23 protein-coding genes and 4 tRNA genes are annotated in these 25,169 nt (G+C 69.2%); 12 read left to right on the forward strand and 15 right to left on the reverse strand.

Features of this window, described 5'->3' with window-relative positions:
* Positions 1 to 44: 44 nt before the first annotated feature.
* From FS825_RS11925 to FS825_RS11935, 3 genes are all read right to left on the reverse strand, one after another.
* On the reverse strand, positions 45 to 1,358 hold the full coding sequence (locus tag FS825_RS11925; protein ID WP_222126928.1) for an MFS transporter: 1,314 nt from the start codon (positions 1,356 to 1,358) through the stop codon (positions 45 to 47).
* A 318-nt stretch (positions 1,359 to 1,676) separates the two neighbouring features.
* A complete protein-coding gene (locus FS825_RS11930; RefSeq protein ID WP_313960548.1) occupies positions 1,677 to 3,164 on the reverse strand; it encodes a Na+/H+ antiporter in 1,488 nt (495 codons plus the stop codon).
* Positions 3,165 to 3,329: 165 nt separating this feature from the next.
* Positions 3,330 to 4,751, reverse strand: a complete 1,422-nt coding sequence (locus FS825_RS11935) for an MFS transporter (protein ID WP_260981148.1) — start codon at positions 4,749 to 4,751, stop codon at positions 3,330 to 3,332.
* 157 nt (positions 4,752 to 4,908) lie between these two features.
* Here FS825_RS11935 and FS825_RS11940 point away from each other — a divergent pair, with 157 nt between their 5' ends.
* Positions 4,909 to 5,793 carry an aldo/keto reductase gene (locus tag FS825_RS11940; protein WP_144713284.1) on the forward strand — a complete coding sequence of 295 codons (885 nt, stop codon included), beginning with the start codon at positions 4,909 to 4,911 and terminating at the stop codon, positions 5,791 to 5,793.
* A gap of 70 nt (positions 5,794 to 5,863) precedes the next feature.
* On the opposite strand, the gene FS825_RS11945 is transcribed toward FS825_RS11940, so the two are convergent.
* Both FS825_RS11945 and FS825_RS11950 read right to left on the reverse strand, forming a co-directional pair.
* Positions 5,864 to 6,457, reverse strand: coding sequence for a flavodoxin (locus FS825_RS11945; RefSeq protein WP_144713286.1), 594 nt, complete (start codon positions 6,455 to 6,457; stop codon positions 5,864 to 5,866).
* 158 nt (positions 6,458 to 6,615) lie between these two features.
* A complete protein-coding gene (locus FS825_RS11950; RefSeq protein WP_144713287.1) occupies positions 6,616 to 7,650 on the reverse strand; it encodes a zinc-dependent alcohol dehydrogenase family protein in 1,035 nt (344 codons plus the stop codon).
* Positions 7,651 to 7,770: 120 nt separating this feature from the next.
* On the opposite strand from FS825_RS11950, the gene FS825_RS11955 reads away from it, so the two are divergent.
* Positions 7,771 to 8,637 carry a helix-turn-helix transcriptional regulator gene (locus tag FS825_RS11955; protein ID WP_144713289.1) on the forward strand — a complete coding sequence of 289 codons (867 nt, stop codon included), beginning with the start codon at positions 7,771 to 7,773 and terminating at the stop codon, positions 8,635 to 8,637.
* A gap of 56 nt (positions 8,638 to 8,693) precedes the next feature.
* Here the strand turns inward: FS825_RS11955 and FS825_RS11960 are convergent, their stop codons facing one another.
* Genes FS825_RS11960 through FS825_RS11970 form a run of 3 tightly spaced genes read right to left on the reverse strand, consistent with a single transcriptional unit; the run spans position 8,694 to position 10,813 of the window.
* Positions 8,694 to 9,047, reverse strand: coding sequence for a nuclear transport factor 2 family protein (locus FS825_RS11960; protein WP_144713291.1), 354 nt, complete (start codon positions 9,045 to 9,047; stop codon positions 8,694 to 8,696).
* Between the two features lie 6 nt (positions 9,048 to 9,053).
* Entirely contained in the window at positions 9,054 to 9,800 is a 747-nt protein-coding gene (locus FS825_RS11965; RefSeq protein WP_144713293.1) for an SDR family oxidoreductase, read from the reverse strand.
* Entirely contained in the window at positions 9,797 to 10,813 is a 1,017-nt protein-coding gene (locus FS825_RS11970) for an aldo/keto reductase (RefSeq protein WP_144713295.1), read from the reverse strand. The genes FS825_RS11965 and FS825_RS11970 overlap by 4 nt, the downstream gene beginning before the upstream one ends.
* A gap of 122 nt (positions 10,814 to 10,935) precedes the next feature.
* On the opposite strand from FS825_RS11970, the gene FS825_RS11975 reads away from it, so the two are divergent.
* The 3 genes from FS825_RS11975 to FS825_RS18980 all read left to right on the forward strand — a co-directional run bounded on the left by FS825_RS11975 (position 10,936) and on the right by FS825_RS18980 (position 12,447).
* A complete protein-coding gene (locus FS825_RS11975; protein WP_144713297.1) occupies positions 10,936 to 11,715 on the forward strand; it encodes a carboxymuconolactone decarboxylase family protein in 780 nt (259 codons plus the stop codon).
* Positions 11,712 to 12,149, forward strand: coding sequence for a cupin domain-containing protein (locus FS825_RS11980; RefSeq protein ID WP_144713299.1), 438 nt, complete (start codon positions 11,712 to 11,714; stop codon positions 12,147 to 12,149). Before FS825_RS11975 ends, FS825_RS11980 begins: the two co-directional genes overlap by 4 nt.
* A gap of 175 nt (positions 12,150 to 12,324) precedes the next feature.
* Positions 12,325 to 12,447 (forward strand): hypothetical protein, encoded by a 123-nt coding sequence (locus tag FS825_RS18980; protein ID WP_260981149.1) that lies wholly within the window; start codon positions 12,325 to 12,327, stop codon positions 12,445 to 12,447.
* Positions 12,448 to 12,725: 278 nt separating this feature from the next.
* Here FS825_RS18980 and FS825_RS11990 read toward each other — a convergent pair whose 3' ends face one another.
* The 4 genes from FS825_RS11990 to FS825_RS12005 all read right to left on the reverse strand — a co-directional run bounded on the left by FS825_RS11990 (position 12,726) and on the right by FS825_RS12005 (position 14,990).
* Positions 12,726 to 13,160 (reverse strand): hypothetical protein, encoded by a 435-nt coding sequence (locus FS825_RS11990; RefSeq protein ID WP_144713301.1) that lies wholly within the window; start codon positions 13,158 to 13,160, stop codon positions 12,726 to 12,728.
* Between the two features lie 125 nt (positions 13,161 to 13,285).
* On the reverse strand, positions 13,286 to 13,573 hold the full coding sequence (locus FS825_RS11995; RefSeq protein WP_144713303.1) for an antibiotic biosynthesis monooxygenase family protein: 288 nt from the start codon (positions 13,571 to 13,573) through the stop codon (positions 13,286 to 13,288).
* Between the two features lie 20 nt (positions 13,574 to 13,593).
* A complete protein-coding gene (locus tag FS825_RS12000; RefSeq protein ID WP_144713305.1) occupies positions 13,594 to 14,631 on the reverse strand; it encodes a cation diffusion facilitator family transporter in 1,038 nt (345 codons plus the stop codon).
* On the reverse strand, positions 14,628 to 14,990 hold the full coding sequence (locus tag FS825_RS12005) for an ArsR/SmtB family transcription factor (RefSeq protein WP_313960546.1): 363 nt from the start codon (positions 14,988 to 14,990) through the stop codon (positions 14,628 to 14,630). The genes FS825_RS12000 and FS825_RS12005 overlap by 4 nt, the downstream gene beginning before the upstream one ends.
* Before the next feature lie 84 nt (positions 14,991 to 15,074).
* On the opposite strand from FS825_RS12005, the gene FS825_RS12010 reads away from it, so the two are divergent.
* From FS825_RS12010 to FS825_RS12020, 3 genes are all read left to right on the forward strand, one after another.
* On the forward strand, positions 15,075 to 15,602 hold the full coding sequence (locus FS825_RS12010) for a hypothetical protein (protein WP_144713309.1): 528 nt from the start codon (positions 15,075 to 15,077) through the stop codon (positions 15,600 to 15,602).
* Positions 15,603 to 16,486: 884 nt separating this feature from the next.
* Complete coding sequence (locus FS825_RS12015) at positions 16,487 to 16,738, forward strand: helix-turn-helix domain-containing protein (protein WP_222126929.1); 252 nt, start codon at positions 16,487 to 16,489, stop codon at positions 16,736 to 16,738.
* Entirely contained in the window at positions 16,738 to 17,880 is a 1,143-nt protein-coding gene (locus FS825_RS12020; protein WP_144713311.1) for a site-specific integrase, read from the forward strand. Before FS825_RS12015 ends, FS825_RS12020 begins: the two co-directional genes overlap by 1 nt.
* A 461-nt stretch (positions 17,881 to 18,341) precedes the next feature.
* Here FS825_RS12020 and FS825_RS12025 read toward each other — a convergent pair.
* The 3 genes from FS825_RS12025 to FS825_RS12035 form a co-directional block, all read right to left on the reverse strand.
* Positions 18,342 to 18,413 (reverse strand) — tRNA-Val (locus tag FS825_RS12025).
* 28 nt (positions 18,414 to 18,441) lie between these two features.
* Positions 18,442 to 18,512 (reverse strand) — tRNA-Cys (locus FS825_RS12030).
* Between the two features lie 82 nt (positions 18,513 to 18,594).
* Positions 18,595 to 18,666, reverse strand: a tRNA-Gly gene (locus FS825_RS12035).
* Between the two features lie 204 nt (positions 18,667 to 18,870).
* Here FS825_RS12035 and FS825_RS12040 point away from each other — a divergent pair.
* The 4 genes from FS825_RS12040 (at position 18,871) to FS825_RS12055 (ending at position 24,692) form a co-directional block, all read left to right on the forward strand.
* Positions 18,871 to 18,943 (forward strand) — tRNA-Val (locus FS825_RS12040).
* 78 nt (positions 18,944 to 19,021) lie between these two features.
* The gene (locus FS825_RS12045) at positions 19,022 to 20,560 is read left to right on the forward strand and encodes a DUF3375 domain-containing protein (protein ID WP_144713313.1); all 1,539 of its coding nucleotides are present in this window, start codon (positions 19,022 to 19,024) and stop codon (positions 20,558 to 20,560) included.
* Positions 20,557 to 21,333 carry a DUF4194 domain-containing protein gene (locus tag FS825_RS12050; protein WP_144713315.1) on the forward strand — a complete coding sequence of 259 codons (777 nt, stop codon included), beginning with the start codon at positions 20,557 to 20,559 and terminating at the stop codon, positions 21,331 to 21,333. Before FS825_RS12045 ends, FS825_RS12050 begins: the two co-directional genes overlap by 4 nt.
* Positions 21,330 to 24,692 carry an ATP-binding protein gene (locus tag FS825_RS12055; RefSeq protein ID WP_144713317.1) on the forward strand — a complete coding sequence of 1,121 codons (3,363 nt, stop codon included), beginning with the start codon at positions 21,330 to 21,332 and terminating at the stop codon, positions 24,690 to 24,692. The genes FS825_RS12050 and FS825_RS12055 overlap by 4 nt, the downstream gene beginning before the upstream one ends.
* Positions 24,693 to 25,169: the final 477 nt, after the last annotated feature.

Raw genomic sequence — 25,169 nt, forward strand, 5'->3', positions numbered from 1 at the left:
CGCACGGGAGGCCTGGTGCCAGCCGGCACCAGGCCTCCCGTCCTTCATGCGGTCCGAATGCGGGTGGCCGCGACCGCGGCCATCAGGATGACGGCGCTGGCGACGACGAAGCTGACCTGGGTGCCGACGACGAATTGCGCTCGGTCGGCCAGGAGCGCTCCGAACACGGCGATCGCGACCGCACCGCCGACTTGACGGAACGTGTTGAACACCGCGCTTGCGGTGCCGGAGCGTTCCGCTGGGACGCTTGCGAGCACCACGGACGTCGCGGGCGGCATCGCCACGGAACCGCCCGCGCCGGTCAGGATGGTGCAGACCGCGACGGCGATCCACGAGTCGAGCGGTGCGAGCACGATCATCACCACCAGGCCCAGGACCATCGTCGTCAGGCCTGCGACGACCGGGACGCGGGCACCGAAACGGTTGGCGAGGGTGCCGCTGACGATGTTGCCGACGATGCTGAACGCGGCCGACGGAAGGAACATCAAGCCGGCGAGCAACGGCGACAGTCCGAGGTGTTGTTGCAGGTACAGACTCAGCACGAAGACGCTGCCGAAGTTGCCGACCATGAACGCGAAGCCGACGCCGAGCGCAATCCGCATCCCGCTCGACCGGAACAAGTCGAGCGGCATCATCGGGTGCCGACCGCGCGCCTGGACGGCGACGAACCCGACGAGCGATGCCGCGGCGATCACGAGTGCGGTGACGACGTACCAGGTGGTGAAGCCGTTCGCCCCGCCTTCGATGAGGCCGAACACGAGCCCCGCGAGGGTGAGCAGCGCTAGCAGCTGACCGGCGGGGTCGAACCGGCTGGGACGTCGTGGTGAGGGTGCCACCTTCACCAGCAGGCTCAGCATGACGGCGCACACGGGGAGGTTGATCGCGAACACGAGCCGCCAGTCGATCGTCGTCAGCGCGCCGCCGAGAAGTGGTCCGACGGCTCCGGCGACCGCACCGCCGACCGCCCAGATGCCGAGCGCGTGGGCGCGTTCGCGGGCGTCGGGGAACGCCTCGCGGATGAGCGCCATCGACGCCGGCAGCATGACCGCCGCCGCCGCACCCTGGAGGGCGCGCGCGGCGATCAGGGCACCGACTGTCGGTGCGAGCGCGCAGGCGACCGAGGCGATGAGGAACCCGGCGATGCCCCACCCGATGGCGCGCTTCGCGCCGATGCGGTCCGACAGGTTGCCGGCAAACAGCAGCAGGGAAGCGAACAGCAGCGTGTACGCGTCGATGACCCACTGCAGGCCTGATGTGCTGCCACCGAGCTCACGGCCGATCGTCGTGAGTGCGACGTTGACGATCAGGATGTCGAGGGTGATCAAGAAGAAACCGAGCGAACCCAGGAGCAGCGCCACCCGAGGTGCTCGTGGCGAGTCGGGACGTGCAGGGTGGACCGTGGCGGTCGTCGAGGTAGTCACAGTCTGATGCTCGCTGTCTCCGCGCAACGGCGGGATGCCCTGACGGGACACCCCTTGCGACGAGGCGTCGCTTAGGAGATCTGTCGGGAATGCCCACGCGAACGACGGCCGACCACATGAGGAGCGCGACCACGATATCCATTGCGACGGTGGACGCAACCCGAGCACCGCTGTTCACAAGTGACTCTGGTCGACGCCGACCGTCTCGATGGCCGATCGGCTAGCGGACAGTGCCGGCCGAAGGCATCAGGCGGCTCACCCGTCGATGTCGTCGATGCCGGTGAGTGGGAGTTCTTCGACGTCGAGTCGTGTCTGGAGTTGGCGGGCGACGGGATCGTCGATGGTGCCGTCACGGCGCAGCTGAAGGAGCACGTCTCGTTTGCGCGCGAGGACCGCGAGTCGGAGCTGATCCTCCGCATCGATGGCGGCGCTCCCCGACTCGTCATCCGCTTGCGAAGCCGACGCAGCACCCGTCCTCGCGAGGCTCTTCCGGTACTCGCGAGTCAGCCGATCCACGACGTCGGGGGCAGCATTCGTGGACGCAGCAATGGTGGGTAGCTGCTCGATCGCATCCTCCGTGATCGTCCGCTCTGCGAGGGCAAACTCGGCGTTCGGGGCAGTGCCGTCCGGGAGTCGTGCCCACCGAACGACGACAGGCAGCAGGGGCCCCTGCACGAGCAGCGTGAGGACGATGACCCCGGCGGTGACGACGATGACGGTGTCACGTCCGGGAAGCGGGGCACCGCTGGCTGTCGTGACCGGGACAGAGAGCGCGATTGCGAGGGAGACGGCTCCTCGGAAGCCGGCGACGGCGCTGACGACGCGAGCTCGGTGACTCATCCGGCGTGCTTGCTGCCCTGGCCGACGGTCGAGGAGTCGGATCACGGTGACGCTGGTTACTTGAAAGACGAACCGGACGAGCAGGAGCGCCAGCCAGACAGTGACGATCGTCGCCAGCAGCGCGGGGATCTCTCCGACGTTCACGCAGCGTGCGACGGATTGCACCTGCAGTCCGATCAGGACGAACAGCGCCCCGTTGAGGAGCGCTGAGCCGAGCGGCCATGCTGATTCGGTTTGGCGACGCGATGCGGCGGTGGTGATCGTGGGCGACCAGTACGCGAGCACGAGTCCCGCGGTGACGCCGGACGCTCCGATGAGCTCGGCGCACAGGTACGCCGTGAAGGGTGCGACGAGGAGCGCGATGTTGATCGTCAGTGCGTCCCGCACGCGGCGCAGCACGAGAATCGTGAGGGCGGCGACGGCGATGCCGGCTGCGCCGCCGCCGAGGTAGGACAGCAGCACAGCGCCGGTGATCGAGAGCGGTGTGTAGGACGCTTCGCCGGTGGCGAGGCCAATCGCGATCGCGGAGACGACGAGTGCGGTGCCGTCGTTGGTGAGGCTTTCGGCTTTCAGCAGCATGAAGTTGCGGCGAGGCAGGGCCCGGCCGAGCGCAGCAACAGCGGTGGCGTCCGGCGGAGCGAGTGCCGCGCCGAGGATCAGACTAGCAGGCCACGGCAGCCCGAAGAGGCGGGCCACCGCGGCGACGGCGAACGCGGACGCGACCACCAGCAGGGTGCTGAGGATCACGATGCCGCGCAGATCTCGGCGGATGGCTCGGAGGGACGTCGTCAGGCTCTCCCAGAACAGCATCGCAGGGAGGAAGAGCAGCAGGACCGTCTCAGGGGGCAGCTCGATCTGGCGCAGCTGCGGGACGAACCCGAGCGCGAGACCGATGACGAGCAGAACGAGCGGCGCTTGAGTGCGGAGCCGGGGGGGGGGGGGCGAGCAGGATGCCGGTCAACACGGCTACGCCGATGAGCACTGTGACCTCGAGGCCGTGCATGGAGTTCCTCTCGCGATGGTGATCGCCGTGCCCCGTACCCGCGGCGCGGATGGGGGCAGCGGCGGTCAGCGCTCGTCGGTTGCGGACTGTCGGATGGTGAGCAGGGCGCTGCTGATGGCGCCGAGAACGAGGAGGCAGGTCGCTGCGGTGAGCGCTGAACCGGTCCGTGCGACGACGGCTGCGGCCCCGGTGCCGGCTGCGGTGGCGGTGCTGATCGCGACGAGGACCGCCAGGCCGAGGGAGCTGCCGAGCTGGTGCGCCGTGTTCACCAGCCCAGACGCGGCGCCGGCGTCGGTGCTGGTTGCGCCGTGGATGCCGAAGCTGGTCAGCGGAGCGAACGCCAAGCCCTGCCCGGCACCGATGATGATCATCGGCAGGGCCACGCTGGCGAGGTAGGTGGACTCGGCCTGCACTTGAGCCAGCCACCACATGCCGATTCCGGTGAGGACGACGCCGGCGAGGAGCACCCACGCGGCCGGCACCCGGCGCAGCAGGCGCGGCACCGCGATCGCGACGGCGAAGTTGACGACACTCATCGGCAGGAATCCCAGTCCCGCCTGCAGCGGCGACCAGCCGAACACTTCCTGCAGGAACTGGGTGGTGAAGAAGAAGAACCCCATCATCGCGCCGAGGTAAAGGAACCGGATCGCGTACGCGCTGGACCGGGTGCGGCTGCGGAACAGCCGCAGCGGCATGATCGGCTGCTCCGCCTTCCACTCGTTCATGACGAGGACGGCCAGCAGGACCACGCCGAGCGCGATCGCGGTGATGGTCACCGGGGAGCCCCACCCGCGGGTGGAGGACTCGATGACGCCGAAGATCAGCGCCCCCATGCCGGCGGTCGCGGTCACGGCGCCGACGATGTCGAACCGGCCGGGCGCGCGCTTGGTCTCCACCAGGTAGCGGCTGCCGAGGATCAGCATGAGCACACCGATTGGGAGGTTGAGGTAGAAGCCGGCACGCCAGGACACGAGGTCGGCGAGGACCCCACCGACGACCATGCCGAGGCTTGCACCGATGCCCGCGACGGCCGAGTACAGCGCCACGGCGCGGGCACGCTCCCGGCCGGCTTCGAAGGTGCTCGTGATCAGCGACAGCGCGGTGGGCGCGACGATCGCGGAGCCGATGCCCTGCAGGGCACGCGCGGCGATCATCCACCAGCCGGCGGGAGACGCACCAACCAGGCCGGAGGCGAGCGTGAAGAGCACCAGGCCGATGATGAACATGCGGCGCCGGCCGATGATGTCGCCGGCGCGGGCGCCGAGCAGGAGCGCCCCGCCGAAGGTGAGTGTGTAGGCGTCCTGCACCCACGTCAGCCCGGTCTGGGTGAAGTGCATGCTCCGCTGGATCGTGGGCAACCCGGTGAAGATGATCGAGTTGTCGAGGATCAGCATGAAGTAGCTGACCAGGATGATCGCGAGGATCGCGGTCTTGTGGACGGCGGTCCGGTTCGTGCCGGTGCTCGGCTGCAGGGTGTCGGTGCTCACATGTCGATGGAAGCGCGGGACGGTCCCCTCTGACAGGGGCTGTCATCCCCTGTTCCAGTACTACTGCCTCCCGATCGCTGCGATCACTGCACGGGCGCGGCTAGGAGGTACTGACAGCCCCCGCCACAGCAGTCATCGCCGCCCTACCGTCGGGCGCATGGACAACATCACGCTCAACAACGGCGTCCAGCTTCCCCCGATCGGGTTCGGCGTCTTCCAAAGCTCCCCCGAGGACACCGTCGACGCGGTCCGCTCCGCCCTCGACGTCGGCTACCGCCATGTCGACACCGCCGCCGCGTACGGCAATGAACGCCAGGTCGGCGAGGGTATGCGCGCTTCCGGTATCGATCGGGACGAGATCGTCCTCGAGACGAAGGTGTTCCCGTCTGACTACGGCTACGACGAGACCCTGCATGCGTTCGAGAAGTCGACCCGCAAGCTCGGGTTCGACACGATCGACATCTTCATCCTGCACCAGCCCACTCCGGATCAGTTCGACACGACCGTGCAGGCGTACAAGGCGCTCGAGCAGCTGTACGCCGACGGCCGCGTCCGCGCGATCGGGGTCAGCAACTTCATGCCGCACCACCTGGCGTCGCTCCTCGAGCAGACCGACATCATCCCGGCGCTGAACCAGGTGGAACTGCACCCGTACTTCACCCAGCCCGACGTCCAGCGCGCCGACGCCCAGCACGGGATCCTCACCCAAGCGTGGTCACCGATCGGTGGCATCACGTTCTACCCGGGCTGGGGTGACCAGCGCGTCAGCGTCATGGACGACGACGCCATCAAGACCATCGCCGAGGCGCACGGCAAGACGCCCGCGCAAGTGATGCTGCGCTGGCACCTCCAGCAGGGCCGCTCCGCGATCCCGAAGTCGACCAACCCGACCCGCATTGCCGAGAACTTCGACGTCTTCGACTTCGACCTCTCCGACGACGAGCTCTCGACCCTGGACGGATTGGACCGGGGCGTCCGGAACGGGCCTGACCCCGATGGGGACTCTTCCCGCTTCCGTGAGCGCACCATCCCCGAAGACTGACCCACGCTGTCATTGACGAAGGGCCCAGGCGCTGGTCAGCACCTGGGCCCTTCTCATTCGAGCAGCGGGATCACGCCACGAGGCGGTGGCGTCGCAGCCACCGGTCGACCTCCGCTGCGGCGCCGTCGACGTCCTCTCCTCGGACCGCGAACGGTGCCGACACTGACGACGCTGACCGGGTCAGCGGCCGATACACGCCGGCGGTGTCTCCGGCACTGCTGACGGCGTACGTGACGAAGGGCAGTACCCGCACGCCGGTGAGGTCCACTGATTCCAGGAACGTCGACATGATCATCGGCGGCCGGACGTTCCAGATGGGGCTACCGAGCAACACCGTCCCGTAGCCGGACAGATCCGGTAGCTCGCCAGCGATCGCCGGGCGTGCGTCACGTTCCTGCTCGTCACTGTTTCGGCTCACGGTCGGGTCGTATGCGTTGGGGTATGCCTCCGCCGCTTCGAATCGGAACGTGTCGACGGCGGTGCGGTCTCCGATGATGCGTGCGAGGCGGTGCGTGTTGCCGGTGTCGAGCACCCGACGGCCGCCGTTCCAGTAGTACTCCCCCGCTCGGGAGAAGAACACCAGCAGTGTCCTCCCGTCAGGACTCGGGTTGGCTGTGGGCATCGTGTCGTCTTCCGTGTTCGCGCTGCTGCAGGCAGCGAGCATGGTCAGCGTTGCTGAGGCTGCGGTGAGGGACGCCGCGCGGACCAGCGCTCGACGCGTCAGCGCCGGGCGACTCAGTGGCGGATGCATGCTTGTCCTCCCCATGAGACGCCCTCGGCGCCGACGGCGAATCCGTCGGCACCGAGGCCGATCGTGGCGGTCTACGGGCGGACGAGGACCTTGAGGGCCTTACGGTCGGCCATTGCCTGGTAGCCGGCGGGCACACCGTCGAGGTCGACGGTGCGGTCGAAGACCTTGCCGGGCTCGATCGAGCCGTCGAGGACCTGCGGCAGCAGCTCGGGGATGTACGCCCGGGCCGGTGCGACGCCGCCGGCGAGGGTGACGTTGCGCATGAACTCGCCGAAGCCGAACGGGACGTCCTCGAACTGCGGGGCGCCGACGCGGCTGATGACGCCGCCGTCGCGGACGACAGCAAATGCGGTCTCGAGCGCCGGCTTGAGGCCGACGGCTTCGAGGACGACGTGCGTGCCGTCGCCGCCGGTGAGCTCCTTGACCTTCGCAACGCCCTCGTCGCCGCGTTCGGCGACGACGTCGGTGGCACCGAACTCGCGGCCGAGGTCGGTGCGGGACTGGTGGCGGCCCATCAGGATGATCCGGTCGGCGCCGAGGATCTTCGCCGACAGCACCGCGGACAGGCCCACAGCGCCATCACCGATGACGGTGACGGTCTTACCCGGCGCGACGCCGCCGGCCTTCGCGGCGTGGTAGCCGGTCGACATGACGTCGGACAGGCTCAGCAGCGACGGGATGAGGGCGTCGTCGAACCCGGCGGGGACGACGACGAGGGTGCCGTCGGCCTGCGGGACGCGAACCTGCTCACCCTGGCCGCCGTCGACACCGTCGGAGCCCCAGTGGGCGCCGTGCCGGCAGGAGGTCTGCAGGCCCTCCTGGCAGAACTCGCACGTGCCGTCGGAAGCGACGAACGGTGCGATGACGAAGTCGCCGACCTTGACGTCGGTGACGTCCGCGCCGACCTCGGTGACGGTGCCGACGAACTCGTGGCCCATCCGGGCGCCCTCGTCGGACTGCTCCATCGACCCGTAGGGCCAGAGGTCGGAGCCGCAGATGCAGCCGGCGACGATCTTGACGATCGCGTCGGTGGGTTCGGTGATGGTGGGGTTCGGGACGGTCTCGACGCGGACGTCGCCCGCGCCGTACATCAGTGTGGCTCGCACGTGGAGCTCCTTTCGTGGATGCTCCCAGCCAACGTCCTCACGCGCGGGCGCGGGAGGTGCTGCTCTTCCGGGTACTAGCAACCCCTGCTCCAGCCCAGTGCTGCGTCGTAGCGTGGTCCCATGGACAGCACATCCGAGGTCCGCGACTTCCTCCGGACCCGCCGCGAACGCATCACGCCGCAGCAGGCCGGCCTGCCGGACTTCGGCGGTTCCCGCCGGGTGAAGGGCCTGCGGCGTGAGGAGCTGGCGTTGATCAGCGGGATGAGCGTCGACTACTACATCCGCCTCGAGCGCGGGAACCTCACCGGCGTCTCCGAGAGCGTTCTGGAGTCGCTGTCTCGCGCGCTCCGACTGGATGACGCCGAGCACGCGCACCTGTTCGACCTCGCCCGGGCACAGAACGCCTCCGCGACGACGCGGCGGAAGACGCCGACCTCACGGGTCCGACCCAACGTGCAGCGGATGCTCGACAGCATGACCGTGCCCGCATGGGTCCGGAACGGCCGCTCCGACTTCCTCGCCGGCAACACCCTCGCCCGTGCTCTGTACGCGCCGCTGTTCCTCGAGCCCGCGGGGACGCCGAACACGGCCCGGTTCGCGTTCCTCGACCCGCGCGGTAAGGACTTCTGGGTCGACTGGGACAGCGTCGCCGCGGACATGGTCGCCGTCCTCCGCGCCGAGGCCGCCCGCAGCCCGTACGACAAGGGCCTGACCGACCTGATCGGTGAGCTCTCCACCCGCAGCGACGTGTTCCGACAGCTGTGGGCTGCGCACAGCGTGATGCGGCACCTCAACGGCGCCAAAAGGATGCACCACCCCGAGGTCGGTGAACTCGACCTCACCTACGAGGCGATGGAACTCTCCACCGACGTCGGCCTCACACTCATCGTGTACGGCGCCGAACCGGGCTCCCCGTCCGAGGAACGGCTGCAACTGCTCGCGAGCCTCGCGGCCACCACGGAAGCCGCCGAGCGGCAGGACGCGTAGACAACGACAGGAGGGCCGGTGCAGCGCACCGGCCCTCCTCTCGTTCACGTGCACCTTCACCAGGTCGTTGCGATCATCCGCGTCACCACCTGCCGCCGGACGTCGACGTCGATGCACAGTTGCAGCGGCCACTGCCCGCGCCCGCCCCAGATCGTGGCGTCGGTCCGGGTGCGGACCGTCACAGCGTCACCGTCCGGGCTGGCAACGAGATCGACGTCGACGATGCTGTGGTACTGCATGTCGGCGGTGTCGATCGCGGCGAGCCAGTCCGCGCGGGACTGCACGAAGCCGGTCATGTGCGTCAACGTGAACGACTCCGACAGGACGTCGCTCAGCGCGTCCGTGTCAGCGGAGACCATCGCGGCGCGGATCACATCCCACACGGCGGCGGCGGTCGTCGGGGTGCTCACGTGCCCTCAGACCGCGTCGAGCTCGCGCTGGACGTGCCGGGGTTCCCGGTCGACCGGCTGGTTGTCCTGGTCGCGGACACCGTCCAGTCCGTTGTCTGCGTCGAGCGCGGCGAACACCGGGCCGAGGTCGGCCTGTTCGGGGCCACGCTCGGCGACGAGCTCGAGGGTCTTGTGGTCCGCGGACGGGATGGTCAACGCGTCGACGAGGACGCGGGCGATCTGGTGGCGGGCGATGACGCCGTCGGCGGGGCTGCCGGCGTGCCGGGTGTCGCCCTGCAGGAACGTGATCTGCAGCTGGTCGGCGTCGTTGTAGTCGAACCAGCCCGGCCGGACGATCGTGTACCGGTTGCCGCTGGCACGGACGAGCCGTTCGCTGCGGCGCTTCCAGTCGTGCGTGGTCCCGCGGACGGTGACACCGATGCTGGTCATCAGCGCGATCCGCACCGGCCGTCCGTCGAGGACCTGCAGGATGTTCCGAACGGCACCGTAGTCGACCGCTTCTGCGTCGCTGCTGCCGTACGCGGCGCCCTGCGTGAAGACGACCGCGTCGATCCCGACGACGGCTTCGACGAGCGTTTCGGCGCGGGTGAGGTCACCGACGACGAGTTCCGCGGCCGGGTCGAGCCGGCCCGCGCGGGCCTGGTTCCGTACCAGCGCCCGCACCGTGTGCCCCTGGCGGACGGCTTCGGCGACGACGTGACGGCCGACGCTCCCGGTGGCGCCGACAACGAGGACGCTTAGCTGCTCGCTCATCGGCGGCGCGCCGTCGCGGTGAGGGTGTGCTGCCCGTAGCTGTTGTCGTCCGGGTTGATGGTGACGCCCGGGGCGACGATCGCGTCGATGGCGTCGAGGATCTCCGCCGACAAGGTCACGTCCGCGGCGGTGATCTGCGACTCGAGCTGCTCCATGGTGCGCGGTCCGATGATCGCGGACGTGACGCCCGGGTGGTTGATCGCCCACGCGATCGACATGTCGATCAGGGTCAGGTCGTTCGCCTCGGCGAGCTGCGCGAGATCCTCGACGACGTCGAGCTTGCGCTGGTTCGCCGGCGTCGACATGTCGAACCGTGCCGACGGACGCGCCGCGGAGGTCGGCTTGCCCGGCTGATCCTTCCGCCACCGTCCGGTCAGCCAGCCGCCGGCGAGCGGGCTGTAGACCAGGGTGCCCATCCCGTAGCGCTGCACGGTGGGAAGGACGTCCTCCTCGATGCCGCGGACGAGGATCGAGTACGGCGGCTGCTCGGTGCGGAACCGCTCGTAGCCGCGCCGCTCGGACACGACCTGCGCCTCGACGATCTCGCTGCCTGAGTACGACGACGACCCGATGGTGCGGACCTTGCCCTGACGGACGAGATCGGTCAGCGCGCTGAGGGTCTCCTCGACGTCCATCGTCGGCGAGGGACGGTGCACCTGGTACAGGTCGATGTAGTCCGTCCCGAGACGGCGGAGGGAGTTCTCCACCTCCTGCATGATCCACTTCCGCGACCCACCCGAGTGGTTCGGTGCGTCGTCCATCGGCATGATGAACTTCGTGGCGAGGACGACGTCGTCGCGGCGGCCCTGGAGCGCCTTGCCGACGATCTCCTCGGACGCACCCGACGAGTACACGTCGGCGGTGTCGACGAAGTTGATGCCGGCGTCGAGCGCCCGGTGGATGATCCGGATCGAGTCGTCGACGTCTTCGTTGCCCCACGGTCCGAACATCATCGTGCCGAGCGCGAGGGGGCTGACCTGGACGCCGGTGCGTCCGAGCTGGCGGTACTCCATGCTTTCCTCTCCGCGACCGCCACACGGCGGTCGATGCTCTTCACGCTACGGACGGACGTGCCAGCGGAGGAGGTAAGAACATCCCCTGTCACCGCACCCGGCCCGCTCGTACCGTCGAAGCCATGCCAGCGAACTCAGCCGCTCAGCGTGAGCACGACCAGCTCTTCCCGAACCACACGTCGACCTTCGCGCAGACCGACCCCGGGTTCGTCGCGTACTTCGACGACTTCGCCTTCGACGAGACCCTCCGCGACGTCGCAATCACCCGGCAGGACCGGCTCCTCGTCCAGCTCGGCGCGACGATCGCGGTTGGCGCGACGACCGAGTTCCGGGTCCTCCTCGGCGCAGCGCTCGACAACGACGTCACCCCCGTCGAGGTCAAGGAGGTCGTCTACCAGGCCGTCGCCTACGTCGGCGTCGCCCGTACCATCGACTTCCTCACCATCACCAACGGCGTGCTCCTCGAGCGCGGTGTCGCGCTGCCCCTGCCCGAGCAGAGCACCACGTCGCCGGCGACGCGGATGGAGCACGGCCGCGACGTGCAGGGGCAGATCGTCGGCGCTGACCGGGTCAACAGCATGAACGACAACGCGCCCGCCGACACCGCCCACTTCCAACGGTTCCTCTCCGGCAACTGCTTCGGCGACACCGTCGCCCGCGACGGGCTCGGCCTCCGAACCCGCGAACTCCTGACCTTCGCGATGCTCGTCGCCCTCGGCGGCGCCGACGCGCAGGTCCGGGGCCACGTCGCCGGCAACCTCACCGTCGGCAATACCCGCAAGGACCTCCTCGACGTCCTCACCGTCCTCGTCCCGTTCATCGGATATCCCCGGACCCTCAACGGCCTCACCGTCGTCAACGACGCCGCCCCCGCAGACACCACGAAGGAGCTCACCGCATGACCGACACCAGCTTCGACCAGCCCTTCCCCCTCGGTGAGAAGAACGACGCGTTCGCGCAGTACTTCACCGGGCAGAGCTACCTCGCACCCCTCATCGACGGCGGCACCGTCACCGTCAGCAACGTCACCTTCGAGCCCGCCTGCCGGAACAACTGGCACATCCACCACGGCTCAGATGGCGGCGGCGACCAGATCCTGCTCTGCACCGCCGGCTCCGGCTGGTACCAGGCCGAAGGCGCCGACCCCATCAACATGACACCCGGGACCACCATCCGCGTCCCCGCGGGCACCAAGCACTGGCACGGCGCGACGGCCGACTCCTGGTTTTCCCACCTCGCGTTCATCACACCCGGCACAGATGTGCGCAACGAGTGGCTGGAGCCAGTGACCGACGACGTGTACGCACAACTCGCGAGCACACAGCCCGCCAACTGAGCGGAGCTAGTCCGCACACCGTTCCGTCCCGGTCTGGACGAAAACCTATGGCGACAGCAACATATAGTGGCTGCTGGCGTGTCGGACCACTACATGTGGTTCCGCGAGTGATCCTGGATGAGGACGTCAGTGTGAACGGGTCGCGCTGTGGGAGCCAGAAAGGAGCGCGGAGATCTTGACGAAGGGCAGCAAGGGAAACGGCCAGTCGCGGAGCTCGATCACGGGGAAGTTCGTGAAGCACAGCTACGCGAAGTCGCACCCGAACACGACGCAGACCTCTCACAAGAAGAGCAAGTAGCAAGCGCCGCCATGCGGTGACTCACCGGCGAGGGTTCGGACATCCGGCCCTCGCCGGTGCTCGCAACGGCTCAGAGCAGCTCGGGAGGTCAGCCCTTCCGCTTCCTCCCGAGGAATCGGCCCGAGATGGAGCTGCGCGATGTCGACGTGCTGCCACTACTGGGTGCTTCGGTGACGGACGTGCGCGGGTGACTGGCAGCCGCGCTTGGAGTGACGAATCGTCCCGAGATTGCAGAGCGGTACTGCTTGCTCGACCTGCCAAGATTCTTCAGGGCGGTCTCACGCAGCTGGTCGGCGAGCTGGGCGGAGTTGTCCGATGGGTCGCTCAGGCTTCCTCCTCCATCGATGTTGTCGGCTGGTGCGGTCTGTGACCAGGTCCGCGACTACCAGCGGGATCTCATTGTCTTCCTCGCGCGCCTCTTTCCGCTGAACGAGTTTGTTCAGGACTGCGAACCCCACGTCCGACTCGTCGCTGTCATGGCTGAGCGCCTTCTCGATACCCCACTGGAACTGTTGCCACCACTGCTCACGGCGAACTTGGGCGAGGCTCCGAGACGCGTTGATCAGACCGACACCGGCTGCGATGAGGGCACCCACGCCAGCGATGATCGCTGCGACAAGGGTCGCGGTCGCCTGGGCACCTGAGACCGGAGCTGGTGACGTCGTCGCATGAACAACCCCGGCGGCAAGCAGCATCAACGGCGTCATGAACACCCCTCAACGATACGAGAGAGCGGCCTCGCTGAGCCTGGCGACGACCCGTCTCAGTAGCCGGTGGGCCATAGAGCCTCAGCCGCGCCCGCCGAGGCCCGTGCTCCGCGGGCGCTATCGCTCGAGGCTTAAAGGGTGACGGTCTCGAACTCGAGGAGTTCCGCGCCGGTGGCGACGGGGTTGCTGCTGCCGTGGTGTGCGCCGGCCTGGCCGCCGCGCCACGCCTGGTAGGAGTCCTCGTCGGCCCAGGTGGAGACGACGAAGTAGCGGGTGCCGCCTGCGGTGGGACGGAGGAGCTGGAAGCTCTCGAAGCCGGGCTGCTGCTCGACGTCGTGGTTCCGGCCGACGAAGCGTGCTTCGAGGTCGGCGCCCTTGCCCTCGGGGACGGTGATGGCGTTGATCTTCACGACGGACATGGTGTTCCTCTCGATGGTGGTCAGTGCTGGTGTGCGCGGGCGGCGGGGGTGACGGTGAAATCGTCGACGTTGCCCATCGCCTCGTGCACGTGCTCGGCGGCGTGCTCGGCGATGTGCTCGGCGTCATGCAGGGACGCTGCGGTGACCTCGACCGTGGCGGACCCGGTGAGGCGGTGGCCGACCCAGCGGAGCCGGAGGTCCCGGACAGTCTCGACGCCGGCGGTGTGTTCGAGGGCGTGCTCGGCCTTGCCCAGGAGGGCGGGGTCGATGGCGTCCATGAGGCGCGCGCCGATGGACTTCACCGTCCCCCAGAGCAGGACCATGATTGAGACCGAGATGAGCAGTCCGATGATCGGGTCCGCGATCGGGAACCCGAGCAAGACGCCGATCGCGCCGAGGACGACCGACAGGGACGTGAACCCGTCGAGGCGGGCGTGCACGCCGTCCGCCACGAGCGCGGCGGAGCCGATCTTCTGCCCAACACGGATGCGGTAGATCGCCACCGCCTCGTTGCCGGCGAAGCCGATCAGGCCTGCCAGCACCAGCAGCCACGGGTTCTCGATCGGCCGCGGATTGATGAACCGGTCGATGGCCTGCCAGCCGGCGACAACGGCGGAGAGGGCGACGACGAACACGATGAACATGCCCGCGAGGTCCTCGGCTCGGCCGTACCCGTAGGTGTATCGGCGGTTTGCGACCCTGCGGCCGAGGACGAACGCGATCCACAGCGGCACCGCAGTCAAGGCGTCTGCGAAGTTGTGGATCGTGTCCGCGAGTAGCGCGATCGACCCGGTGAACGCGACGATTACCGCCTGCAACACCGTCGTGGCCAGCAGAATGAACAGGCTGATCTTCAACGCGCGGACACCGGCGGTGCTGGCCTCCATCGCGTCGTCGATCGAGTCCGCTGAGTCGTGCGTGTGCGGCACGAACAGGTCGTACAGGAAGCCCTTCACCCCGCCGTGCGGATGCGAATGCCCATGCTCACCGTGGTCGTGGTCGTGGTCGTGGTCGTGGTCGTGGTCAGCGAGGCCCGGCGCGTGGTCGTGACCGGTCATGCGCTTTCCCGCTCCCCGCGGTGGTGCGGTGCAGCACCGACGACGTGTTCAGCCTGCTTCACGGCGTCGATGACCAGCTCCGAGGCGTGCTCGTCCGTCAGCCGGTAGAACACCGTCGTACCCTCGCGCCTGGTCGACACCATCCGCGCCAGCCGCAGCTTCGCTAGGTGCTGCGACACTGCTGCCGGGCTCTTGTCCACGACGTCGGCGAGGTGGTTCACCGACATCTCCTCCGCGCTCCGCAGCGCGAGGATGATCTTCACCCGCGTGGCGTCTGCGAGCATCGCGAACACCTCCACCGCGAGCTCGACGTACTCGGACTCCGGACTGAGGCCGCATGGTTGCTTATCTACGTGCACACGCAGATTATAGATCATGCAACGGCTGGTTGCGTCTCGATAGCCGATCCGCTACCGGACGGCGCGAGCTGCAAGGATCGGGCCATGGCACTTTCAGACATCTTGGCGGCCCTCGGGCTGGCCGGAGGCGTAATCGGCTTCTTCGTCGCTCTCGCGGCACGCAAGAAGGCGGACGAGTCAGAGAGTGTTGCCAACGACGCTCGAGCGGACGCAGCAGCAGCCCTCTCGCGCAGCGCAGATTCGGGTGAGCGGATTGCGGAGGCCGTCGAGAAGATGGCTGCGGTCGCTTCTGAGCCAGACGTCGACCTCGTCCGCGTGTACGAAGATGCCCTGAACGCGAAGGTGGAGTGGGCAATCGAGGAACGCACAGACGCGCACTCGTACCGGCTGCGAAACGCCGGAAACGATAACGCTGAGGACGTGCAGATCAGCGCAGTTCCCTCCGAGCATGCAGCCCTCCTCGTCGGAGGTAGCCTCGGCAACCTCGACGCCGGCCAGGCCGGCGTCTTTCACACGTCACCGCGACTGACGCTGTCACTTCGCCGGATCGCGGTGAGCTGGTTCGAAGCAGACACCGGACAGCAGATGTCGGCGGAGCTGACTCTCCCCTGACCGCCTCCGGCACGCCGGGTCCCCAACCACCACTGACCATTTCCAATACACGATCGTCATCCGGATCCACCCTTGTCGTTGCGCGAAGAGCGAGGATGTCGAACGGCCCGTGGATGCAACCCCGCAAGGAACAGTCGGTACCGCTGGCGCATGATTTGGCTGGCTCCCCCAGGCAACGCACTACCAAAGACCCGATTCACTTCACGAAGTCGGACGAGAGTCGGCCTCGAGCCCCCGATACGTCGATGATGTCTCAATGCGCTGATCATTCAGTCGGCGGCGCGAACTGCTCCGCTGCTTTACCTCCGCCGGGGCAGGCGCCCCGGCGCCATCCGGTGGGCCACTCCCCCGGTGGAGGTCGGCTGATTCCGGACAGCTCGAGCGTTGTGCCCTGTCGCAGAAAGCCCGTCCGCTGGCGTCCTCAAAGAGGGCGCGCCATACGGACTGGTCACCACATCCTCCGCCCGGCCGACCGCACACCATCTGGCACTGTGGCTGTCATCTCACCCGTTGTGGTCACGAAGACGTCCGGGCGACGCCATTCAGCGCAGACAAGCCCGTGACGGAGGAGGAGATCGGGCAAGACCGTCGCAACTTCGGCTAGGACGGCGTTCCGGAGCTCAAAGGCGTGACCGCGTCCGGCCGCTCCAGAGAACACCATGCGCACAGAAGTCGAGCCTCGCCTGATGCCAGAACCAGCTCCGAAGCTCCTCCGATCCAACCGAGCCAGGGCCTTCAGCAGACTTCGACTCGCCGACGTGACCTGGGCTGATCGTGTTTCACCACGGCTGATCGAGTGTGTCGCGCATAGACGGTGTGTCGCCCGTTCCGGGAGACAACGGGCTCACCGAGCTCGCCACGTCCAGCACCGAAAGCGAAACACCATGTCCAAGTCATTGAGCCGCCTGAGCGCGGAAACGGAGACTCCCGAGCTCACCCCCAGGTACGCTGCTCTCCTCAAGCCGGCTGAAGCCGCATCGTTCCTCCTCACGTCCGTCGGCACGCTCGCCCAGTGGCGTTACCTCCGCCGCGGCCCCGCGTACATCAAGGTCGGCCGTTCCGTGGCCTACCGTCTGGGTGACTTGCTCGACTACGTCGAGCAGACGCGCGTTTCGCACAACGGAGTGGCTGCCTGATGGCCACGATCCGCGAGTACGAGACGGCAAAGGGCAAGCGGTTCGAGGTCGGGTACACGAAGCCGGACGGGGGAACGACGCGGAAGCGTGGGTTCCGGACCAAGCGTGACGCGAACGCCTGGTCCGCAGCGAACATCGTCGCGATGAGCAAGCCGACCTACCGTACGCAGTCCGACCTGTCGCAGAAGCTCGGCCCGTTCATCGACGAGTTCCTTGCGAGGCGCGCGACGCTCGCCGCGACCACAGTCGCGAACCGCGCGGCCGTCGCGGGCAAGTGGATCACGCCCTACTGGAGCGAGAAGTCGCTCGAGGCCCTCACGAAGAAGTCGGTGCGCGCCTGGGTGGAGTCCATGCACGCCGACGGCGCCGGAGCGCAGACGATCCAGAAGGCGCACCAGATCCTCGGGGGCGTCCTCGAGGAGTGTGTCGAGCAGGGCCTGCTGACCGGGAACCCAGCGCGAGGAGTCAAGCTGCCCACCGTGGTTACGCGCGAGCACGGCTACCTCAGCGCCCCGCAGGTCGCACACCTCCTCGACGAAGCGCAGGAGCGCGACCGGATGCTCATCGCCTTCCTGGCGTTCTCTGGCCTCCGGTTCGGCGAAGCCGCTGCCCTCACGTATGCCGACCTCGACTTCGCGAACAACGTCGTGCACGTCCGGAGGTCGGCGACCGAAGTCAGGGGCGAGCTCGTGCTCGGTCCGCCCAAGAACGGCAAAGCGCGACAGGTTCCCGGCGTGCCGCAGGTCATGGAGCCGCTCCGACGACGCTCGGGAGGACGTACCGCACACGACCTCGTCTTCACCGCACCGGAGGGCGGCATGCTCAGGCTCTCGACCTGGCGGCGTCGCGTCTTCGCTCCAGCCGTTCAGCGGGCGATCGCAAGCTGGCCCGCGAGCGACTTCGCGCGTGGGACGGTCGTGCAGCACTTCCCGAAGCTCACCCCGCACGACTTGCGGCACACCGCCGCGAGCCTCGGGGTGTCCGCGGGTGCGACCGTGCCACTCGTGCAGAGCATGCTCGGGCACGCGAAGCCGAGCATCACGCTCGACGTCTACACCGGGCTCTTCCCCGCTGACTTCGACCCGCTGGTCGCGAAGCTCGAGGACCTCGCCTCGGGATCGGGCATCGCGGACCGACTCTGACCCCCATCCCCGCTTTCCCGCCCAAAGCCGGCCTGTTCGATTCGTCGACAGGTCGGCTTTCGGCGTTCGACGCTCATTCGAGACTCGCGCCGCGAGCAGCACTGCATTCGGCCGAGGAGTATCGGAGCGGAGCACGCGAGAACGACTCGCGCGTTGGACACGACGATTCGAGCACCGACGTCGGCGGTCGTGCTCTTCCGACGCATGCGTCGACTCGATCACTGCACGCGCCAACCTCGCATCGCGGGCACACCCTGACGGTCGCTCGTGCACGGCTCAGCCTGATCAGTTCGGACGCGACGATCACGACCTTCACCGAGGAGGCGACCAGGTTGGCGTCGGCGACAGCGCGCGGGCCGTGCGAGCATCGTGCCAAGACCGTGCCACGTGGTCTGATCTGACTCCGAAACACGACCTGATGAAACACGAAAACCCCCGAAAATTCGGGGGCTTTCGCCTTGTGGGCGATACTGGGATCGAACCAGTGACCTCTTCCGTGTCAGGGAAGCGCGCTACCGCTGCGCCAATCGCCCAGAGAGTGCCTGCTCGCGCAGGAACTTGAGGTGGGGACGGGATTCGAACCCGCGTGGACGGCTTTGCAGGCCGCTGCCTAGCCTCTCGGCCACCCCACCATCGAGGTCCACGTCTGACGTGAGTCCCGAACGGTGGGATACCCTCTGGTGAGTCATGGGGCTCCGAGGAGACCCACACTCGAGCGGATGACGAGATTCGAACTCGCGACCCTCACCTTGGCAAGGTGATGCGCTACCACTGCGCCACATCCGCATTCGTCTGCCCGCTGTCGCGGCGACGACGTAAACTCTATACGAACCCGGGCGCTTCCACCAAAATCATCCTCGTTCACCGGGCGTGTCCCCCGTGTTCATGCGGATCGGGGCACATCAGGCCGCCCCGCCACACCCGGGCTGCCGCCCGCGTTCGGCGGACCCCGAGACTTCCGCTACTATCGACTGGCACGCACAGTGCAGCGGGCGATTGGCGCAGTTGGTAGCGCGCTTCGTTCACACCGAAGAGGTCATCAGTTCGAGTCTGGTATCGCCCACCCGCACAAGAGCCCGACGCAACAGCGTCGGGCTCTTGTCATCTGACGGAGTACGAGCCAGCGAGGACGAAGGGGCACATGACCGACGTCGACCTCGAGTTCGCCCGCGTCCGGGCGGTGCTCGACCGTCCGACCCTGCGCCTCATGTCCCGCCCGACGAGCGCCACCGTGCTCGCGGTGTTCCGGACGGTCTTCGACCGCGATGTCCAGTACGTCCCCGCGGACCGGATGCACCTCCAGGTCGAGGAGCACGTCACCCGGCTGCAGGCCACCGGCGCCCGGGTCCCCGCGAGCGAGCAGATCGGGGTCGACCAACCGGACCAGGACGCCCGCCCGAACGGGCGTGCCCTCTGCCGCGAGTGGGTCGCCGCCCAGTGGCTCGTCCGTTCGAACTCCGCCGACGGCGACGAGCAGTACTCGCTGACGAGCCACGCCCTCGAAGCGCTGTCCCTCGTCGACGCCCTCTCCTCCGACCGGGCACTGATCAGCGAGAGCCGGCTCGCGATGATCGTCGACGCCGTGCACCGGTGGGCGGCTCGCGCCGAACCGGACCCCGACGTGCAGATCCGCCGCATCGACGCGCAGATCGCCGAGCTGCAGGCCGAGCGGGAGCGCCTCGAGCACGGCGAGCTGGCCACGGTGGACGACGCCCGGATGCGCGACGGCTACACGAACATCTCCGACCTCATCCGCCAGCTCCCGAGCGACTTCAAGCGGGTCGAGGAAGCGGTGGCCACGATGCACCGCTCGATCGTCGAGGACTTCCGGCAGGAGGTCCGCCCGATCGGCGAGATCCTCGACGACTACCTCGCCCGCACCGACGCCCTCATGGAGGCCACCCCCGAGGGGCGCGCCTTCGAGGGGGCGTTCGAGCTCCTCCGTGACGACGCCCTGCTCCTCCGGCTCCGGGACGACATCCAGACGATCCTCGCCCACCCGTTCGCGGAGTCCCTCGGCGCCGGTGAACGCCGGACGTTCCGGAACACCGTCGTCATCCTCCGCCAGGGCATCGAGGACGTCCTCGCCCAGCGGCGGCAGCTCACGGCGACGCTCCGCGACCAGATCGTGGCGCACGACGTCGTACACGACCGCGAGCTCGACGCCGTCCTCCGCTCGATCAACCGCGGGCTCGCGGCCTGGATGGACCGCGGTTCGCCCCGGGACCGTGTCCCCCTGGGGCTCCTGCCCGCGACGGCCGACGTCGGCACGTTCCGGGAGCGCTTCTACGACCCGGACGGCGAGTCGGTCCCGCCGCCCATCGAGGAACCCGACGACGACGTCTTCGAGGACCTCGACGTCGAGATGCTCCGCCGCCACGGTGGCCCGCTGCTCACCGAGCTCCGCGCGGCCCTCCGCTCGGCCGAGGCCGACTCCAGCGTCGATGCCTTCCACGGCCTGCCCGACGAGCAGCGCCGCCCGGTGGAGCTCTTCGGCCTGGCGCACCTCCTCACCGGCCACGAGGACTTCGAGTCCGCCGCCGCGGTCGCCGAGCACCGCACGGTCCGCCCGGACGGCAGCCCCGTCGCCTTCCGGATGCCGACGGCCGCGCTCGACCCGGACCGCCAGCAGGTCATCCCCGACACGACCAACGACGAACACGCACAGGAGGCGCGGTGAGCGACACGACGCCGGCACCGGTCGACGAGACGGTCCCCTACGACGACCCCACCACCGTCCCCGAGGACGACGAGCGTGACGAGACGAGCTTCGCCCTCTTCGAGGGCGACGAGGGCCGGCTGGACGACCGTCAGCGCCGGGCCCTCGTGGCGCTCCTCCGGAACCCCTACGTGAGCGCACGCACGCACGCCGACGAGTGGCGCGCCGTCCTCGACACCGAGAACCAGCTGCGGTCGCGCCTCAACGACCTGTTCCTCGAGCTGCACGTCGACCGGGACCGCGAGGTCGCCTGGAAGCGCCAGGCCCGTTCGGAGAGCCAGCGCCGCGGCTTCCCGACCCTGCTCCGCGACGTCCCGTACACGCGCGAGGAGACCATCGTCCTCGTGTACCTCCGGATGCGCCTCCGCGCAGACACCCGTCCGGGTCCGGACCAGGTCGTCGTCGACCGTTCGGAGATCCTCGGGCACGTCGCCGGCTTCCGTCCCGCGACCGCGACCGACCGCACCCGCGACGAGGGCCGGGTGGCGAAGGCCGTCGAGCGCCTGGTCACGGCCCGGATCCTCATCAAGACCTCGGACCCGGACCGCTTCCGTGTCGCCAGCGTGGTCGAGGTGCTGCTCCCGCTCGAACGCCTGCGCGAACTCGACACGTGGTTGCAGAGCACGGCGTCGCAGAACGCGACCACCCCGGACGGTGAGCCGACCGGCGGGGACGACCCGCGCCTCCCGGCAGACGACACCGACACCGACGACGAAGGCGAGACGGAAGCATGACCGACACCTTCGAGATCCCCGCGCTCTTCGACACGGTCGCGCAGTGGCGCGCCGAGTCGATGCAGGTCGTCAACTGGGGCGGTTTCCACGGTCACCGCGAGGTCGAGCTGTCCGGCACGGCCACGCTCATCTCCGGTGCGTCCGGCACCGGCAAGTCCACCCTGATGGACGCGTACCTCGCGGTGATGATGCCGTCGGACGTCCCGTTCAACGGCGCGTCGAACGACGCGACCACGGGGCGGGCGCGGAGCGCGGACCAGCGCAACCTGCTGACGTACTTGCGGGGCAAGGTCGACACCCGGCGGGACCCGGAGTCCGGGGCCCTGCGCGACGTGAACCTGCGGGGCGACGACCAGACCACGTGGGGCGCCGTGGCGGTGACGTTCCGGAACGACGACGAGCGCCGCTTCACCGTGCTGCGCGCCTACATCGTGCCGAAGCGGGCCCGTGGCGTCGGCGACATCCAGATGACGATGGCGACGGTCGACGACACGTTCGACCTGCGACGGCTCGAGGAGTTCGTGCCGTCCCGGTTCCACCACCTCGAGCTCACGGGCCGCGTGCCGGGGCTCGTGATCCGCGACACCTACCAGGAACTCGCGTACACGCTGCAGACCCGGCTCGGCATCGGTGACTCGGGCGGCGGCAACCGGGCGATGCGCCTGCTCGCCCGGATCCAGGCCGGGCAGCACCTGCCGACGGTCGACGCGCTGTACAAGTCGCTCGTGCTCGAGACCCCGGGGACCTACGAGGCCGCCGACCGGGCGCTCGCGCACTTCTCCGCCCTCGACGAGGCGTACGAGGCGATGGACACCGAGGAGCGCAAGGTCCGCATCCTCTCCCCCATCGTCGAGCTGCACGCCGAGATCGACCGGGCCACCTCGGCGGCCGCGGCGCTCGACGGCATCGCAACCGGGGCCGAGGTGTCGCCGTTCGCGCACTGGACCGCATCCCGGAAGCGGGCGCTCCTCGATGCCGAGGTCGAGCGGAACGCTCGCGAGCGCACCGCCGCGCGTGCCGAGGTCGCCGCGGCGTCCGCGCGGCACGCCGCGGTCGAGATCGAACTCCGGGACGCCGAGGCGCGGCTCCGTGACCAGGGTGGCAACGCCCTCGCGCAGCTCGAGGACCGCATCGAACGCCAGACCCGGGAGCGCGACGCCGTCGTCCGGGCCCGGGCGACGTTCGACGAGCGGACGGCCGTGCTCGGCGCGTCGATCACGGCCGAGTCCGCGTTCACGGCGGCGCAGCGGTCGTCGCACGAGTTCCTCGGCACCTACGCCGCGTCGCGCGCTGAGCTGGACCAGCGCCGGGACGCCCTGACGCGCGAGGAGTACCCGCTCCTCGACCGGGAGCGCTCCCTGCGCCAGGAACGGCAGTCGCTCGAGCACCGCCAGGGCGCCATGCCGCTGCCGATGCACGAGGCCCGGGTCCAGATGGCCCGTGCCGCCGGCATCGACCCGGACTCGCTCCCGTTCGTGGCGGAGCTGCTCGACGTCCTGCCCGGCGAGGAGCGTTGGCGCACGGCGATCGAGTCCGTCCTGGCGCCCGTCGCCCGCACGCTGCTCGTCGACCAGGACCGCCTGGACGACTTCAGCGCGGCGATCGACTCGCTCCGCCTGCCCGTCCGCGTGCAGTTCGAGGGCGTGCCGACCGGGCCCCACCTCGACCTCGACGGCGACCCGTCGATGGTGTCCGGCAAGCTCGCGATCAAGGCGTCGCCGTTCAGCACCTGGGTGCGTTCGCGCATCGAGTCCGACAGGATCGACGCCCGGTGCGTGACCGATGTCGCCGACCTGTCCGGGCCCGGTCGCCGCGTCACCGAGTCGGGTCAGCTCCGCGACGGCCGTCGGGGCGCGCACGGTGACCGGCGGCAGTCGAACGTCATCGGGTTCACGAACGAGGCGCGCATCGCCGCGGTCGAGGAGGAGCTCGCCTCGATCGCCGAGGACCTCGTCACCCTCGAGGCACGCCGGACCGACGTGGCGCAGGACATCGCGGCGCTCGACGTGCTCCGCGCCGCGCACCAGTACCTGGTCGACGTGACGTGGGAGGCGATCGACGTCCTCGGACTCGACGCATCGCTCGCGCGTCTCGATGACGAGCGTGCCGCGCTGCTCGCCGCCGACGACGGGCTCCGCACCCTCCGCTCGTCGGTCGCACGGCTCCGGAAGGGGCTCGACGAGGCGTCCGACCGTCGGAGCGCCGCTCGTCTGTCGGTCAGCCGCCTCGAGGAGCGCCATGCCGTGCTCGTCGACGGCCAGGACGCCGCGGCCGAGATCCTGTCGCGCTTCGAGTCCTTGCCGGACAGCGTCCCGGACGACGCCCAGGAGCGCCTGCTCGCCGAGACCTTCGAGGAAGTGGGTGCCCCGGACGGCGTCGACGGCTTCGACGACGCGACCCGCCGGTTACGCCGCAGGCTCGAGGAGCGGCTGTCGCAGGCCCTCGACGGTGCCGCCTCGGCCTCGAACGCGCTGACCCTCACGTTCCAGCGGTACCAGGACGCCTGGCCCGACCCGAACCTCGGCACGGGCGTCGCCTCGTACCCGGACTACCACGACATCCTCGACCAGATCGTGGCGACCGGGTTGCACGCCCGCCGGACCGAGTGGCGCCGCCGGCTGTCGCAGTGGAGCGGCGAGGACCTCGTGCCGCTCGCGGGCGCGTTCGACCGCGCGGTCGTGGAGATCGAGGAGCGGCTCGAGCCGGTCAACGAGATCCTCCGCGACCTGCCGTTCGGGGCGAACCGCGACCGCCTGAAGATCCAGATCCGCCGGGTGACCCGCGAGGACGTCACCGCGTTCCGCCGCGAGCTCCGGGCGCTGTCGGCCTCGGTCGACACCGAGCTGACCGACGACGTGCTCGAGACCCGGTTCCGCCGGCTCCGCCGGTTCATGGCGGTCATCCGGCCCGACCCGTCCTCGCCCCGCGGGCGCACGACCCAGCGTGACGCGGTGCTCGACGTCCGCCGGCACATGGAGATCACCGCCGTGCGGTACGACACGTCCGGCACCGACCTGGGCGTGTACTCGTCGCTCGGCGACAAGTCCGGTGGTGAGACGCAGGAGCTCGTGGCGTTCATCGTCGGGGCGGCGCTCCGGTACCAGCTCGGCGACGAGACCCGGCCGCGGCCGCGGTTCGCGCCGGTGTTCCTCGACGAGGCGTTCATCAAGGCGGACTCGGAGTTCGCCGGGCGTGCGGTGACGGCGTGGCTCCGGCTCGGGTTCCAGCTCGTGGTGAGTGCGCCGCTCGACAAGGTGACCGCGCTCGAGCCGTCGATGGAGCGCCTGCTGTCGATGCGGAAGCACCCGGACACCGGGCACTCATCGATCACCGAGATCGCGCGGGTGGCCGCGGGCTGACGCCCGGGCGCCGGCCCCCTCCCCCCCCCCCCCCGAGCGGGCAATATACGTCCCGCTCGCCGCCTCCGACCGGCCGGTTCCGCCCGCTCGGCGGACCACGCACGGCGTGTCCCGCCCGCTCGAGCCCGAGCGCGCGCCGGACGGGAGGCACGGTGCCAGCCCGCACCGCCCCTCCCGCCCGGAGGCGGTCGCCCTCCCGAGCGGGCGATATAGGTCACGCTCGCGGCCGCTGCCCGGCCGCTTCCGCCCGCCCGTCGAGACGCGCGCGGCGTGTCTCGCCCGCTCGGAGCCGGGCGCGCGGCGGACGGGAGGGACGGGCCCAGCCCGCACCGCGCCTCCCGTCCGGAGGCGGTCGCCTCCCGAGCGGGCGATATCCGTCACGGTCGCGGCCGACGGCCGGCGCGTTCCGCCCGCTCGGCGGGACGGGCGCGGCGTGTTCCGCCCGCTCGGCGGGCGGGCGCGGCGCGGGCGCGGCGC

The sequence above is a fragment of the Curtobacterium pusillum genome, assembly GCF_007680845.1.
GTDB classification, from domain to species: Bacteria; Actinomycetota; Actinomycetes; order Actinomycetales; family Microbacteriaceae; genus Curtobacterium; species Curtobacterium pusillum_B.